The organism is Micromonospora sp. NPDC093243, assembly GCF_044753725.1.
Classification (GTDB): domain Bacteria; phylum Actinomycetota; class Actinomycetes; order Mycobacteriales; family Micromonosporaceae; genus Micromonospora.
On the sequence record NZ_JBIVNT010000002.1, the window covers coordinates 388998 to 402809 of the forward strand.

Here is a 13812-nt window from a genome sequence, read left to right on the forward strand (position 1 = left end):
CCCGGGGTCAGCGCGGGTCGATCCGCTCGGCCAGCCCCGGGTAGCGCAGCACGTAACCCGCCACGTCCAGGTCGATGTCGGCGGTGTAGGTGTCGCTGACGAACCGGACCCGGCCCGGCCCCAGCGACGTGTAGACCTGCTCGGCCGGGATCACCACGAGACTCGGCACCAGCACCCACGCGACGCTGATCCGGTGCCCGGTGTCGGCCGGGGCGTTGGTCAGCCCGAGCCGGTGCACCGGCAACGCGTTCAACAGCGGCGAGCCGCCGAGGTCGACGTCGAGCGCGTCGGCCAGCCGGTCCGGATCGTCGGTGCCGGGCAGCCCGACCGGAGCATGCCCCGCGGCGGTCAGCGCCGCGTCCAGGTCACCCTGCTCGGCGGTGGTCACCCGCCACCGGTCGGCCGCCCGTTCCAGACGTACGCTGCGCAGCCATCCGGTCCCCTCCACCTCGACCTCGAAGCGGGTGGTCGTCCAGTCGGGCGCGGTGCTCAGCTGGTAGCGCGCGGTCCACGGGATCGGATCGACAGCGATCATGGTGCCCCGGGCCGCCAGCCCCCGGCCGTCGTCGAAGAGGGCGTGCTCGCTGCCGGCGGTGTCGGTCCGGGTCCAGAAGAGCGACTTCGGCATGGTCGGCATGAGCCGGACCTTACGCGACCGGACCGTCACCGGCAGCGATGCGGAGCCGGTTCGTGTGGAAACACGGAAGATCTTGGTAGGAGACGGCCGGGGAGGGCCGAAACCTACCAAGATCTCCCGTTGACGTACCTAGTGAGTGCGGGCCGGGCCGCGGGCGGCGAAGCCGCGCTGGTCGTCGCGCGGGTGGTCGTCGCGACCGCGCCCCTCGGAGCGGAAGCCGCCGCGCCGGTCGCCCCGGTCGCCGCCGGCACGCCCGTCACGGTCGGCGAACCGCCGCTCGCCCTGCGGCCGGTCGTCGTAGCGGCGCTCGCCCTGGGGGCGGTCGCCGTACTGGCGTTCACCCTGGGGGCGGTCGCCGAAGCGGCGCTCGCCCTGCGGACGGTCGCTGTAGCGGCGCTCGCCCTGGGGGCGGTCGCCGTACTGGCGCTCGCCCTGCGGACGGTCGCTGTAGCGGCGCTCGCCCTGGGGGCGGTCGCCGAACCGGCGCTCGGAGAAGCTCCGGTCGCCGAAGCGCCGCTCGCCGTGGCCGGTCCGGTCGCCGTAGCGGCGCGGGCCGCCGGGGCGGTCGCCGTGCCGGCGGGGCTCCTCCGGCTCCTCGCGGACCGCGACGCCGCTCGGCTCCCGGGCTCCGGTCAACTCGGTGAGCACCGGGTCGCCGGCCCGGACCCGGGCCTCCGCGGGTGCGACGCCGGCCTTCTCCAGCATGGCCAGCGTGGTCCGGCGCTGCTTCGGCAGCACCAGGGTGGCCACCGCCCCGGACTCGCCGGCGCGGGCGGTCCGGCCGGCCCGGTGCAGGTAGTCCTTCGGGTCCTTCGGCGGGTCGACGTGCAGGACCAGCGTGACCCCGTCCACGTGGATGCCGCGGGCCGCCACGTCGGTGGCGACCAGCACGTTCATCCGACCCTCGCGGAACTCGGCCAGAGTGCGGGTACGCATCCGCTGGGTCTTGCCGCCGTGCAGGCCGCCGGCCCGTACGCCGACCGCGGCGAGCTGGGTGACCAGCCGGTCCACGCCGAGCTGGGTCCGGGCGAACACCATGGTCCGGCCGTCGCGCGCCGCGATGGACGCGGTCACCGGGAACTTGTCGTGCGGCGGAATCAGCAGCAGGTGGTGGTCCATCGTGGAGACGGCGGCGGTCGCCGGCGCGGTCGAGTGCGTGACCGGGTCGGTCATGAACCGCTTGACCAGCGCGTCGACGTCACCGTCCAGGGTGGCCGAGAAGAGCAGCCGCTGCGTGCCGGCCGGGGTCTTCGCCAGCAGCTCGGTGACCTCCGGCAGGAAGCCCATGTCGGCCATCTGGTCGGCCTCGTCGAGCACGGTCACCTCGACGTCGTCGAGGCGGCAGACACCCCGCGCGATGAGGTCGCCGAGCCGCCCGGGGGTGGCCACGATGATCTCCACGCCACGGCGCAGCGCGTCGATCTGCCGGTCGTACGGAACCCCGCCGACGGCCGTCTTGAGGAAGACGCCCACCGACTTGCCGAGCGGCAACAGGGCGTCGTTGACCTGCATGGCCAGTTCCCGGGTCGGGACCAGCACCAGCGCGCGCGGGTGCAGCGGCCGGGCCCGTTCGCCGGCGGCGACCCGGGCGAGCAGCGGCAGCCCGAAGGCGAGGGTCTTGCCGGAGCCGGTCTGGCCCCGGCCGAGCACATCCCGGCCGGCGAGCGCATCCGGGACGGTCGCCCGCTGGATCTCGAACGGACTGGTGATGCCCTCCCGGGCGAGAGCGCGGACCAGCTGCTGGGGCAGGCCGAGCGCGGCGAAGTCGCGGGTGTCGCTCACGGTCTGCTCCGCGACCCGAGCGGTCTGCTCCGAGGTCGGGTTGGTCTGCTCGTCGGCCGGGCTGGTCTGCTCCTGGGCCGCGGCGGCGTCGAAGGCGGACGGAAACGTGCTGGGGTCAGCAAAGGTGGTCAAGAAGTGCCTTTCAAGCGGGGCGCATCTTCGCGATGGCCTGCCGCAGCTGAACGCCGCCGGATCGCCCGCAAGATCGCCCATGGGCGCACGGGACGCGCGCCAGGTCAGTGATCTACACAAGTGTACGGCGACCGTCGCCAGCCGCCACCTGGCCGTGACCGTAGTGGGCGGGCTCACCCGCCCGGAGGGGCCGTTGGGCGCCGCCCGGCAGGGCATGGCGGGCCCGGGTCAGCCGCTCAGCACGCTGCCGATCAGCCCGTCCACCGCGTCACCGGCCAGCAGCACGACGAGCACGCTGATCACCACCAGCAGCCCGAGGGAGGCGGCCAGCACGACCACCACCCGGGTGGTGCTCGACCGCTCGGCCGGCGTGTCCGACCAGCCCTGCGCCAGGATGTGCCCGGTCAACGAACCGGAGGTCTCCGTCGGGCTCGGCAGCGCGATCGTGGTGAAGCCGGGGCCGTCGGTGCTGGCGCTGTAGACCGTGCCGAGGTCCGGGCCGCCGTCGTAGCGTCCCGGGTGGGCGCTGCCCGACCCGCCCACCTGGGTGCTGCCGCCGGCCGGGGTGCGGGCGGCCGGTACGCCACCCGGCGCGGACGTGGACGGCGCGCCGGACGATTGGGCCCCGCCCGCCCAGGAACCGCCGCGCGCCCCCGCCGTCGAGGAGCTCCCGACGGAGCCCAGTTCGGCCGGGCTGGCTGCCGGCGGCCAGCCCGGCAGCGCCGGCTCGGGCACGATCGGCGACGCCGAGTCGGGTGCGCCGGCCCGACCGCCGGGCGGCGTGGAGATGGGCGCGGTGGCCTGGCCGGCGGGCGGCCCGGAAGTGGGTGCGCTGGCCGAACCGGCGGGCGGCACGGACGCGGGCGCGCTGGCCCAGCCGGCGAGCGGCGCGGAGACGGACGCGCCGGCCCGTCCGCCGGGCGGTGCCGAGATCGGCGCGGCGGCGCGAGCAGCCGGCGCGGACGTCGGGAACGCGGACGTCGCCGGGGGTGGGGGGAAGGGCGGCGCCGGCATCGGGCCGGGCGGCGACGGTGGCGGCGGCACCGCTGGCCCGGGCGGTGGCGCCGGCGGGCCCGGCAGGGGCGGCACCGGCCCGGGCGGCGGCGTCGGGCGCGGTCCCGGAGGCGGCGTCGGACGCGGCCCCGGAGGTGGCGTCGGGCGCGGTCCGGGCGGGGTCGGCCCGGGCACCGGCGGGGCGGGGGAGGGTGGGGTCGGCCCGGGCACCGGCGGGGCGGGGGAGGGTGGGGTCGGCCCGGGCACCGGCGGGGTGGGCGCGGGGGCCGGCTCCGGTTCCGGGGTCGGCGGCTTCGGTGGCTGCGCCGGCTCCGGTGGTTGTGCGGGCTCGGGTGGTTCCGGGTTCACCGGGCCGGACCGGTAGACGCCGGGCGTCCCGGCCCGCGCCCCCGCTTCCGCCTCCTCGGCGGTGGCCCGGCTCGAACCGGGGACCGCGACGCTGGCCCGGGCAGCGCCCGTGTCGGCGGTGGCCTGGCTGGTGCTGGGCGCCGCGACGCTGGCCCGGGCGGCCGGCGTACCCGCCGTCCCGGCCGCGACCCGGTCCGTGCCCGGAACGGACGCGCGGGCCCGGGCGGGGGCGGTCGAGCCGTGCCGCTGGCCCGGCAGGGCGGAACCACCGGGACTGTCCGAGCCCGCGCCCCGGTAGGTCGTGCCGGCGTTCGCGCCGGCCGGCGGCGCCCCCTCGACGGGTGCGGCGGCGGTGGTCACGCTGGCGCGTGCGCGTACCGGTTTCGCCGGTTCCGACTCGTCCCCGCCCACCGCCGACTCGGCAGGTGCCGGCTCGGCGTCCGCCGGGCTCGCGTCGGCCGAGCGCTCGGCGTCCCCGCTCACGGGGGCGGCCGTCGGGCCGTCGGAGGTGGCGTCGGGGCGCATGCGAGGCGGGGTGTCGGCCCCGCCGTCGGGCGTGGGAGCCGGGCCGGACGTCTCCGCCGGGACCTTCTGATCGGCCATGCTCGCCCTCCGCGCAACGCTCGCACCCGGAACCCGGCCGGGACCGGGCGTGCCTGGGTGCCACGGTGCCACATTCCACCCCGGCGGGACAGCCGGAGTCCCGCCTTCCGACCTAGTTGCCCGCGCTCTGGGTCTCGGAGGACGACGCCGACGGACTGCCGGTCGAGGTGTCCTCGCTGGCGCTGGTGGACGGCGCGACGCTGGACGGCGCCACACTCGGCGTCGGGCTGGTCGAGGTGCTCGGCGTGGGCGTGGGGGTGGTCGGCTTCGGCGGGAGCGGAGGCTTGGTCGCGCCGGTCGTCTTCGTCGGCGTGGGTCGCGGCGTGCTCGAGCCGGTGGGCGTGGGCGTCGGAGTCGGGGTCGGGGTCGACGTGGGGGGTGGCGTGGGCGTCGGAGTGCCGGTGGGTGGCGCGGGAACCGCCCCGATCACCCGGGTGGCGGCGTAGAGCCGGGACCAGGTCACCGTGGAGATCTTGACGACGTCGCCGGTGGTCGGGGCGTGCACCATCTTGCCGTTCCCGATGTACATCCCGACGTGGTGGATCGTCGACCAGTTGCTGCCCGAGGCGAAGAAGAGCAGGTCGCCGGGGAGCAGCGCGCTGCGGTCCACCGTGCGGCCGCGGGTGGCGTAGTACTGGTCGCGGGAGACCCGGGGCAGGTCGAAGTAGTCGGCCCCCTTGGAGCGGTAGGCCGCCCACATGAGGCCGGAGCAGTCGAACCGGTTCGGCCCCTCGGCGGCCCAGAGGTAAGGGTCGCCGAGCTGGGCGAGGGCGTAGCGCACCGCGGCCATGGCCCGGGGGTGGGCGGCCAGGCCGTTGACGTCCTGACCCTGGAGGTAGCCGGCGCCGAGCTGCTGTTCGGCGGCCTCCTGCTGGCGCTCGAGCTGGATGAGCTGCGCGGAGTTGTCGCGGCGCAGCTTGAGCAGCTTCGCCTCCTCGGTGTGCAGCGCCTTCTCGCCGGCGGTGAACTCGGCCCGGGCGGCGTTGAGTGCCGTCTCCGCCGCCGAGTAGGCCTGGTAGGCGGCCTGCTCGGCGGCCCGGGCCCGGGCCAGCTCACCGGCCGCGGCCGTGGTCGACCCTTCAACCTTCTCGCCCCGGTTGATCCGCTGGAGCTCGCTGAGCCCCTGGATGTCGGTGGCGAACTCGCCAGGGGGCAGTGCCGCGGCGGCCTTGAGCGCCTCGGCGGCGACCGTGTCGGCCTGCTCCTGGGCCCGGGTCAGGCCGTCCCGGGCGAGCTTCATCTCCTGGTCGGCGGCGGCGAGCCGGGTTTCCGCGTCGGTGCGCTTCTGGCGTAGTTGAAGCAGCGTCTCGCCGAGCAGCCCGACCTGGGTCTGTGCGGTGTAGACCTGGGTCGCCAACGGCCCGCTGCCGAGGGTGCCGCCGACCGGGGTGCCCGGGGTCACCGGGGTGCCGACCACGGGCGCGCCGCCGGGAAGTTGGAACGAGCCGGTGACCGAGGGCCGGACGCCGGAGTCGGGCACGGTGGTGGGTACGCCGGGGTCGGCGTACGCCGGGGCGGCCAGCACCGCGGCGGCGATCGCGCCGAGCAGGGCGGACCAGAGCCGCGGACGCAGCACCGGCGAGACCACCGGGCTACGCCGTCGTCGCCGTCGTCGCCCGAGCCCGCTGTCAACCATTCCGCTCCCCGTCCGACAGGCAGACGCCGCGCCGGTGGCGCGGCCGTGGGGACGCTATCAGTGTGTCGCTCCCCACCCGTTCTTACCTCAATCAGGGCAATGTTGTCGATGCGTGGCCGGGTAACGGGAGGCTGAGAATCTGCTGAACCGGGTCGCTTCCGCGGACCGTGCCGGCGGGGTGGTCGGTGCTCCGACGTACCCTCGACCGGGACCGCAGGTGGAAGGGACGTGCCATGGACGCCGGACTCAAGCGAGAGCTCGAAGCGAAGGTGTACGCCGGGGAGCGGCTGACCCGGGAGGACGGGATCGCCCTCTACGGCAGCGACGACCTGGTCTGGCTGGGTCGGCTGGCCCACCACCGGCGTACCGAGCTCAACGGCGACCGGGTGATGTTCAACGTCAACCGGCACCTCAACCTCACCAACGTCTGCTCCGCCTCGTGCGCCTACTGCTCCTTCCAGCGCAAGCCGGGTGAGAAGGACGCCTACACGATGCGCATCGACGAGGCGGTCCGTAAGGCCAAGGAGATGGAGGACGAGCAGCTCACCGAGCTGCACATCGTCAACGGCCTGCACCCGACGCTGCCCTGGCGTTACTACCCGAAGGTGCTGCGCGAGCTGAAGGCGGCGCTGCCGAACGTCAAGCTCAAGTGCTTCACCGCCACCGAGGTGCAGTGGTTCGAGAAGATCAGCGGCCTGAGCGCCGACGAGATCCTCGACGAGCTGATGGACGCCGGCCTGGAGTCGCTCACCGGCGGCGGCGCGGAGATCTTCGACTGGGAGGTCCGCCAGCACATCGTGGACCACGCCTGCCACTGGGAGGACTGGTCGCGGATCCACGCCCTGGCGCACAGCAAGGGCATGAAGACCCCGGCCACGATGCTCTACGGGCACATCGAGGAGCCCCGGCACCGGGTTGACCACGTGCTGCGGCTGCGCGAGCTGCAGGACGAGACCGGTGGCTTCGCGGTCTTCATCCCGCTGCGCTACCAGCACGACTTCGTCGACTCGGCGGACGGCAAGATCCGTAACCGGATCCAGGCCCAGACCACGATGGCCTCGCCGGCCGAGTCGCTGAAGACCTTCGCGGTCTCCCGGCTGCTCTTCGACAACGTCCCGCACGTCAAGTGCTTCTGGGTGATGCACGGCCTCTCGGTGTCCCAGCTCTCGCTGAACTTCGGCGCCGACGACCTGGACGGCTCGGTCGTCGAATACAAGATCACGCACGACGCCGACTCGTACGGCACGCCGAACACCATGCACCGCGACGACCTGCTCCACCTGATCTGGGACGCCGGCTTCCAGCCGGTCGAGCGGGACACCCGCTACAACGTCGTCCGGGAGTACGACAGGGCGCCGTCGCTGGCCGAGCGGCGCGCCGAACCGCAGCAGGTCTGGGCCTGAGCCGGCACGTACCCTCGTTGTCGATGACGGAACAGCAGAGCGGTTTTCCCCGGCGTGACGCCGAGGGGCGCATCCGCACCCTCGGTGACCTGCTCGGGGTGAGCCTGGCCGGCTGGGTGATCGGAGTGCTCGCCCTGGTCCTGTTCGACTGGGCCTTCGCCTCGTTCGGGGCGGGCGAGTTCGGGCGGGCGAACGGGTGGCTCGCGGTGATCCTCCCGGCCTGGCTCTTCTGGGAGGACTTCCGGGCCTGGGGGTTCGGCGCGGCCCGGGTGGTGGCGGGGTTGCTCGCCGCCGCGGTCGCGGTGGTCGCCGGGCTGCTGGTCGCCGGGGCGGCGGCCGGGTTGCCGTCGCTGCTCACCGGCGCGCTGGCGGCGGCCGCCTTCACGGTGGTCTACGCGGTGCTGTGGTTTCCCGGTGTCCGGTGGCTGGCCCGCCGGACGGGCTGAACCGCCCGCCGGTCGGGCAGGCTGTAGGGGTACGCCGGACAGGCCGGCGGCGGAGAACGGAGTGGTGCAGGTGAGCGCGTCGGTCAAGTACACGCTGGGCCGGATCGGGCTGTTCGTGCTCGTGCTGGCGGCCCTCTGGCTGGTCGACATGAACCTCTTCCTGAGGCTGATGCTGGCCCTGGTCTTCTCCGCCGCGCTCTCGTTCTTCCTGCTCAAGGGCTGGCGGGACGAGATGGCCGAGGAGATGGCCGGTGCGGCCGAGCGGCGCCGGAGCGAGAAGGAGCGGCTTCGCTCGGCGCTGGCCGGCGACGACCAGCCGAGCGACGACCAGCCGGGCGAGGGCCAGCGGCGGGTCGACTAGGGCCGGCGGCGGGGGCGGGCCGGAAACGGGGCGGTACGACCGGGTCCGGCTCGCTAAGGTCTGCCGCCGTGGGAATCTTCAGCACAATCAGCGACTGGCGGGCCAAGGTGTTCGTCTGGGTCGGCCTGCCGGTCATCGCCGTCATCGGACTGGTCATGGGCGCCGGCGACCTCGGGCCGGCCTGGCAGGCCAAGGGCGGCGGCGGGACGGCGGGCACCTTCACCGCCGTGCAGGAGGAGTGCGGGCGGCGTAGCTGCACCTGGCACGGGGACTTCGTGGCCGAGAGCGGCGAGAAGCGGGCGGACGTCATCCTCTACGACGCGCCCGACGGGCTCACGCAGGGCGCAACGGCGCCGGCCCGGGATTCGGGCGCCCGCAAGGGAGTCTTCTCCACCACCGGCGGCTCCACCTGGCTGATCGTCACCGGGCTCTCCCTCGCCGGCGTGGTGGCCGCGCTGATCTGGGTGGTCGTCATCCTGCGCGCGGTGCGCCGGCGCCGCGAGCAGCGGGCTGCGGACAGGGCCTTCTCGACCGCCACCGGGCAGGACTGATTTCACCGGCGAGCCCGGCACGGTCGACCGCGACCGTGCCGGGCTCGTCCGTTCTCACCAGTTGGTGGAGCCGGGGACGTGCGGCCAGGGCTTGTGCGCCGGCTTGATCAGGTAGGCGATGCCACCGGAGCCGCCGGAGACCCCGCCACTGGCGTTGATCCGCTTGGTCCGCAGCCAGATCTGCTCGAACTGCTCCCGCTGGTAGACGTTGCGCACCACGTCGTTGCTGGACGACGCGGGGTCGTTGACGATCACGTCGCCCTCGGCGGTGAAGCCGACCACCACGAACAGATGGCCCGAGGTGCCGTAGTTCGCCCCGTCCAGCTCGCTGGCGAGGAACGACTGGCTGGTCACCACCGGAATGCCGGCGGCGATGAAGCGCTCCAGCTCGTCCAGGGAGTGCAGCCGGGTCACCCGTCCCTCCAGGCCCGGGAAGCTGGCGGCGTACGCGGTGTTGAACGGCCAGTTGCCGGCGCCGTCGTAGGCGTAGTCGTAGGTCATCCGGGCGGCGTGGTTGACCGTCGGGTCCGGGTAGGTCGGGTCCACCCAGGCCGTGTCGGCCGCGGACGGCTTGCGTCCCCAGTACTCGACCACCATCTCGGTGGAGGTGGGGGAGCACCAGGCCTCGCCGCCGCCGTCGTACTCGGGGTAGTGGCCGGAGTGGACGTTCTGCGAGTAGCGCGGCACCGGCAGCTCGACGCCCCAGGCGATGTGTCCGGCGCTGGGGGTGACGGTGAACCGGTCCGGCACGTTCGAGCTCATCGCGCCGAGCATGTGCACCACCGGCGCGGCGGTCTGCCCGGGCGCCCGGTAGAGGGTCAGCCGCAGCTGGTAGGCCCGCAGCAGCACCCCGGCCGTGGCGTCGTCGATGCTGAAGGTGTCGGTCCAGATCGTCGACCAGGGGTCACCCTGCCGGTTGACGGTGGTCCGTTTGATGTCGGCGTCCCCGGCGGCCCAGCGACCCATCACGTACCACGGGGTCTGCTCGCCGGTGTTGTAGCTGCCCTGGAGCTCTACCTGGATCCACGTCCCGGCGGGCGTCTTCGCGTTCCAGGAGGCGACCAGTTCGGTGGCGTCGAAGCCGACCTGGGTGACCGGCGAGGTCCAGGTCGCGTACTCCCAGCTGCGGGTGGTCCCGGTGTGCGGGTCGGTGTAGTCGGTGGTGCCGGCGGGTCGGGCCAGGGTCAGGCCCGGGTTGGCACCGGGCACCGCCCGGGTGCCGGCGTGGCTGCCCCGGCGCCAGTCCGGGTAGCGGGACCACTCCTGGAAGGTGATCTGCTCGTCGTGGCTGATCGGCCGGGACGCGGCGGTCCGGTCGACGGCGACCGGGGCGGCCGCGCCGGCGGGCACGGCGGTGCCGAGGAGGGTGAGCGCGGTGACGCCGGCGAGGGCGGCCACGCGTAGGCGTGATCTGGCCATGGGTGCTCCGCGGGTCTGGAGGTCGGGCATCGTTGCTGGTCAGTCTCCCGCCCGGAAGGAAGTTTCGCCAGATGTAGACAGATGGAAAATCATTGCCAGAGTGATGATCCGCTTGGCATGGATTAGGCAGCGATCAATATTGATATGACCATGTGACGGATGGTGAAGTGTGCAGCACCGAACGGGATCTCCCCGTACCCCGAGGAGGTTGTCCATGGCCCTCCGCACGCCCATCACTCTCCGCCGTGCCCTGGCGCTCGCCGTCGCCACCGGCGTGGCGCTCGCCACCGTCGTCACCGGACCGGTCTCCGCCCGGCCCGCCCCGGAAACCGACGCCGCCCCCGCCGCCAGCTACCGGGTGCTCGGCCCCCGTACCCTCGCCGACCGCAACGCGGTGGCCCGCACCGGAGCGGCCATCGACTACAGCGAACACGGCGTGCTGCACATCTCGGCCACCTCGGCCGAGGCCGCCGCGATCGCCCGGCTCGGCTTCCGGCTGGAGCCGATCGCCGAGCCACCGACCCATGAGCACGCGGACGGCGACGTGGGCGTTCAGGCCTTCCCGCCGGCCGACTCGAACTACCACGACTACGCCGAGCTGACCGCGGTGGTGAACCAGGTCGTCGCCGACCACCCGGGGATCGCCCGCAAGCTCAGCATCGGCAGCTCGTACGAGGGCCGGGACCTGATGGCCGTGAAGATCTCCGACAACGTCGGCACCGACGAGAACGAGCCGGAGCTTCTCTTCAACGCCCAGCAGCACGCCCGCGAGCACCTCACCGTGGAGATGGCGATCTACCTGCTCAACCTCTTCACGGACAGCTACGGCAGCGACTCGCGGATCACCAACCTGGTCAACGGGCGGGAGATCTGGATCGTGCCGACGGTCAACCCGGACGGCAGCGAGTACGACATCGCCACCGGTTCGTACCGCTCCTGGCGGAAGAACCGGCAGCCGAACAGCGGTTCGTCGAGCGTCGGCACCGACCTCAACCGCAACTGGAGCTACAACTGGGGCTGCTGCGGTGGCTCGTCCGGCTCCACCTCGTCGGAGACCTACCGGGGGCCCTCGGCGTTCTCCGCGCCGGAGACCCAGGCGCTGCGCAACTTCGTCAACAGCCGGGTGGTCGGCGGCGTCCAGCAGATCAAGGCCAACATCGACTTCCACACGTACTCGCAGCTGGTGCTCTGGCCCTACGGCTACACCACCGCGAACACCGCGCCCGGCATGAACGCCGACCAGTACAACACCTTCGCCACCATCGGCCAGCAGATGGCGGCCACCAACGGCTACACCCCGGAGCAGTCCAGCGACCTCTACATCACCGACGGGGACAGCATCGACTGGATGTGGGCCACCCACGGCATCTGGGCCTACACCTTCGAGATGTACCCGGGCTCCGCCTCCGGCGGCGGCTTCTACCCGCCCGACGAGGTGATCCCCGCGCAGACCTCCCGCAACCGGGAGGCGGTGCTGATCCTCAGCGAGTACGCCGACTGCCCGTACCGGGCGATCGGCAAGCAGGCGCAGTACTGCGGCGGTGGTGGCGGCACCACGGTCTGGTCGGACACCTTCGAGACCGCCACCGGCTGGACCATCAACCCGGCCGGCACGGACACCGCGACCCTGGGGGCGTGGGAGCGGGGCGCCGCCCAGGCGACCACGTCCAGCGGCGCGAAGCAGCTCACCCCGTACGCCGGCAGCAACGACCTGGTCACCGGCCGGCTCGCCGGAACCGGGGCCGGCGACTACGACCTGGACGGCGGGTCGACCAGCGCCCGGTCCCCGGCGGTGACCCTGCCGGCGAGCGGAACGCTCACCCTCTCGCTGGCCTGGTACCTCGCGCACGGCTCGAACGCCTCGTCGGCCGACTACTTCCGGGTCAGCGTGGTGCACAACGGCGGCACCACGACCCTGCTCACCCAGGCCGGCGCGGCCAGCAACCGCAACGGCGCCTGGACCGTGTCGAACCTGAACCTCACCCCGTACGCGGGGCAGTCCGTCCGGATCCTGGTGGAGGCCGCTGACGCTTCCGGGGCCAGCCTGGTCGAGGCGGCTGTGGACAACGTCACCATCACCTCCTCCTGATCGGGTGGGGCCCCGTCCCGCCCCCGACGGGGCCCCACCACCCCGGCCGGCCCGCCGGATCTCGGACATACCGCCAGTGAACGACCGTTCCGGCCCGCCAGGCTGATCGACTCTCTCCGATCGAGTCGTCATCGATCGGGCACGTCCCGGCGGTGCGCTACCGTCTTACCGACCGATCCACAGCGAAGCCGGTGCGAAACCGGCGCTGTCCCGCAACTGTGATGCCCCACCGCGGCGCCCGGCCCGTCCGGCCGGATGCCGCCGGCGCCGGCCCTGCCGGCGCCGAGCCGCGTACGGCCCGCCGGCCGACGCCGCGCGGCGGGGACGAGCCAGGTCGCCTGCGGAGCGGTCGCGACCCGCGCTCTCGAGGAAGGGCGCCTCGCGGACGGGCGCACTCCCTGTCGGCGAAGCACCACGCTCCTCGGCCGACAGGAGGACCATGTCCAGACGTACCCCCCGGCTTCTCGCCGCGACCCTCGCGGTCGCCGCGCTCGCCCTCGGCGCCTGCGCGCAGAAGACCGATGACCAGCCCGCGGCCGGCACCGGCCCGTCGAGCGCCGCCTACCCGGCGACGGTCGGCAAGCTCACCCTCGACAAGCGCCCCGAGAAGATCGTCTCGCTCTCGCCGTCGGTGACCGAGATGCTCTTCGCCATCGGCGCCGGCCCACAGGTGGTCGCGGTCGACGACAACTCGAACTATCCGCCGGAGGCGCCGAAGAGCGACCTCTCCGGCTTCCAGCCGAACGCCGAGGCGATCGCCGCCAAGAACCCCGACCTGGTGGTGCTCTCCAACGACACCAACAAGGTCGTCGACCAGCTCACCGCGCTGAAGATCCCGGTACTGCTCACCCCGGCGGCGACCACGCTGGACGACTCGTACCGGCAGATCACCGACCTCGGCACGCTCACCGGGCACGCCGACACGGCGGCCGACGTCACCGGGCGGATGAAGGACGACATCGGCAAGCTGGTCAAGGACCTGCCGCAGCGCCCGGAGAAGCTGACCTACTACCACGAGCTGGGCACCGAGCTGTACAGCGCGACCAGCAAGACCTTCATCGGCTCGCTCTACGCGATGGCCGGCCTGGAGAACATCGCCGACCCGGCCGACGCCGACGGCAAGAACGGCGGCTACCCGCAGCTCTCCCAGGAGGTCATCGTCAAGGCCGACCCGGACTTCATCTTCCTCGCCGACACCAAGTGCTGTCAGCAGAGCGCCGAGACGGTCAAGGCGCGCAGCGGCTGGTCCGGGCTCACCGCGGTGAAGAACAACCAGGTGGTCGCGCTGGACGACGACATCGCCTCGCGCTGGGGCCCGCGCGTCGTCGACCTGCTCCGGTCCATCGTGGACGCGGTCGCCAAGGTGCCCGCGTGAACGACCTCCCCCGGTG

General features: G+C 73.3%; 11 protein-coding genes. 6 read left to right on the plus strand and 5 right to left on the minus strand.

Annotated elements, in window-relative coordinates; all coding sequences use genetic code 11:
• Window positions 1-7: 7 nt before the first annotated feature.
• From ACIP9D_RS06605 to ACIP9D_RS06620, 4 genes are all read right to left on the minus strand, one after another.
• Window positions 8-628 (minus strand): putative glycolipid-binding domain-containing protein, encoded by a 621-nt coding sequence (locus ACIP9D_RS06605; RefSeq protein ID WP_400449601.1) that lies wholly within the window; start codon window positions 626-628, stop codon window positions 8-10.
• Between the two features lie 138 nt (window positions 629-766).
• Window positions 767-2551, minus strand: coding sequence for a DEAD/DEAH box helicase (locus ACIP9D_RS06610; RefSeq protein WP_350868146.1), 1785 nt, complete (start codon window positions 2549-2551; stop codon window positions 767-769).
• A gap of 228 nt (window positions 2552-2779) precedes the next feature.
• Window positions 2780-4516 carry a hypothetical protein gene (locus tag ACIP9D_RS06615; RefSeq protein WP_350868144.1) on the minus strand — a complete coding sequence of 579 codons (1737 nt, stop codon included), beginning with the start codon at window positions 4514-4516 and terminating at the stop codon, window positions 2780-2782.
• Window positions 4517-4628: 112 nt separating this feature from the next.
• Window positions 4629-6152 carry a C40 family peptidase gene (locus ACIP9D_RS06620; RefSeq protein ID WP_350868142.1) on the minus strand — a complete coding sequence of 508 codons (1524 nt, stop codon included), beginning with the start codon at window positions 6150-6152 and terminating at the stop codon, window positions 4629-4631.
• A 233-nt stretch (window positions 6153-6385) separates the two neighbouring features.
• Between ACIP9D_RS06620 and mqnE the strand changes: the two genes are divergently transcribed.
• From mqnE to ACIP9D_RS06640, 4 genes are all read left to right on the plus strand, one after another.
• Window positions 6386-7555, plus strand: coding sequence for an aminofutalosine synthase MqnE (mqnE, locus tag ACIP9D_RS06625; protein ID WP_350868141.1), 1170 nt, complete (start codon window positions 6386-6388; stop codon window positions 7553-7555).
• A gap of 23 nt (window positions 7556-7578) precedes the next feature.
• Window positions 7579-8001, plus strand: a complete 423-nt coding sequence (locus ACIP9D_RS06630; RefSeq protein ID WP_350868139.1) for a hypothetical protein — start codon at window positions 7579-7581, stop codon at window positions 7999-8001.
• Between the two features lie 70 nt (window positions 8002-8071).
• Entirely contained in the window at window positions 8072-8362 is a 291-nt protein-coding gene (locus tag ACIP9D_RS06635; protein WP_350868138.1) for a DUF4229 domain-containing protein, read from the plus strand.
• Between the two features lie 68 nt (window positions 8363-8430).
• Window positions 8431-8913, plus strand: coding sequence for a hypothetical protein (locus tag ACIP9D_RS06640; RefSeq protein WP_350868136.1), 483 nt, complete (start codon window positions 8431-8433; stop codon window positions 8911-8913).
• Between the two features lie 54 nt (window positions 8914-8967).
• Here the strand turns inward: ACIP9D_RS06640 and ACIP9D_RS06645 are convergent, their stop codons facing one another.
• Complete coding sequence (locus ACIP9D_RS06645) at window positions 8968-10332, minus strand: C39 family peptidase (RefSeq protein ID WP_350868134.1); 1365 nt, start codon at window positions 10330-10332, stop codon at window positions 8968-8970.
• Window positions 10333-10546: 214 nt separating this feature from the next.
• On the opposite strand from ACIP9D_RS06645, the gene ACIP9D_RS06650 reads away from it, so the two are divergent.
• Both ACIP9D_RS06650 and ACIP9D_RS06655 read left to right on the plus strand, forming a co-directional pair.
• Window positions 10547-12421: a M14 family zinc carboxypeptidase gene (locus tag ACIP9D_RS06650; protein WP_350868132.1), complete on the plus strand. Its 1875-nt coding sequence runs from the start codon at window positions 10547-10549 to the stop codon at window positions 12419-12421.
• A 439-nt stretch (window positions 12422-12860) separates the two neighbouring features.
• Window positions 12861-13796: an ABC transporter substrate-binding protein gene (locus tag ACIP9D_RS06655; protein ID WP_350868130.1), complete on the plus strand. Its 936-nt coding sequence runs from the start codon at window positions 12861-12863 to the stop codon at window positions 13794-13796.
• The last annotated feature ends 16 nt before the right edge of the window (window positions 13797-13812 follow it).

What these genes read in the sequence shown, in the direction of transcription:
- ACIP9D_RS06615 (WP_350868144.1), bottom strand. Translation starts at nt 4,516, where the DNA reads ATGGCCGATCAGAAGGTCCCGGCGGAGACGTCCGGCCCGGCTCCCACG.
- ACIP9D_RS06655 (WP_350868130.1), top strand. Translation starts at nt 12,861, where the DNA reads ATGTCCAGACGTACCCCCCGGCTTCTCGCCGCGACCCTCGCGGTCGCC.
- ACIP9D_RS06650 (WP_350868132.1), top strand. Translation starts at nt 10,547, where the DNA reads ATGGCCCTCCGCACGCCCATCACTCTCCGCCGTGCCCTGGCGCTCGCC.
- ACIP9D_RS06645 (WP_350868134.1), bottom strand. Translation starts at nt 10,332, where the DNA reads ATGGCCAGATCACGCCTACGCGTGGCCGCCCTCGCCGGCGTCACCGCG.
- ACIP9D_RS06620 (WP_350868142.1), bottom strand. Translation starts at nt 6,152, where the DNA reads ATGGTTGACAGCGGGCTCGGGCGACGACGGCGACGACGGCGTAGCCCG.
- ACIP9D_RS06630 (WP_350868139.1), top strand. Translation starts at nt 7,579, where the DNA reads ATGACGGAACAGCAGAGCGGTTTTCCCCGGCGTGACGCCGAGGGGCGC.
- ACIP9D_RS06605 (WP_400449601.1), bottom strand. Translation starts at nt 628, where the DNA reads ATGCCGAAGTCGCTCTTCTGGACCCGGACCGACACCGCCGGCAGCGAG.
- mqnE (WP_350868141.1), top strand. Translation starts at nt 6,386, where the DNA reads ATGGACGCCGGACTCAAGCGAGAGCTCGAAGCGAAGGTGTACGCCGGG.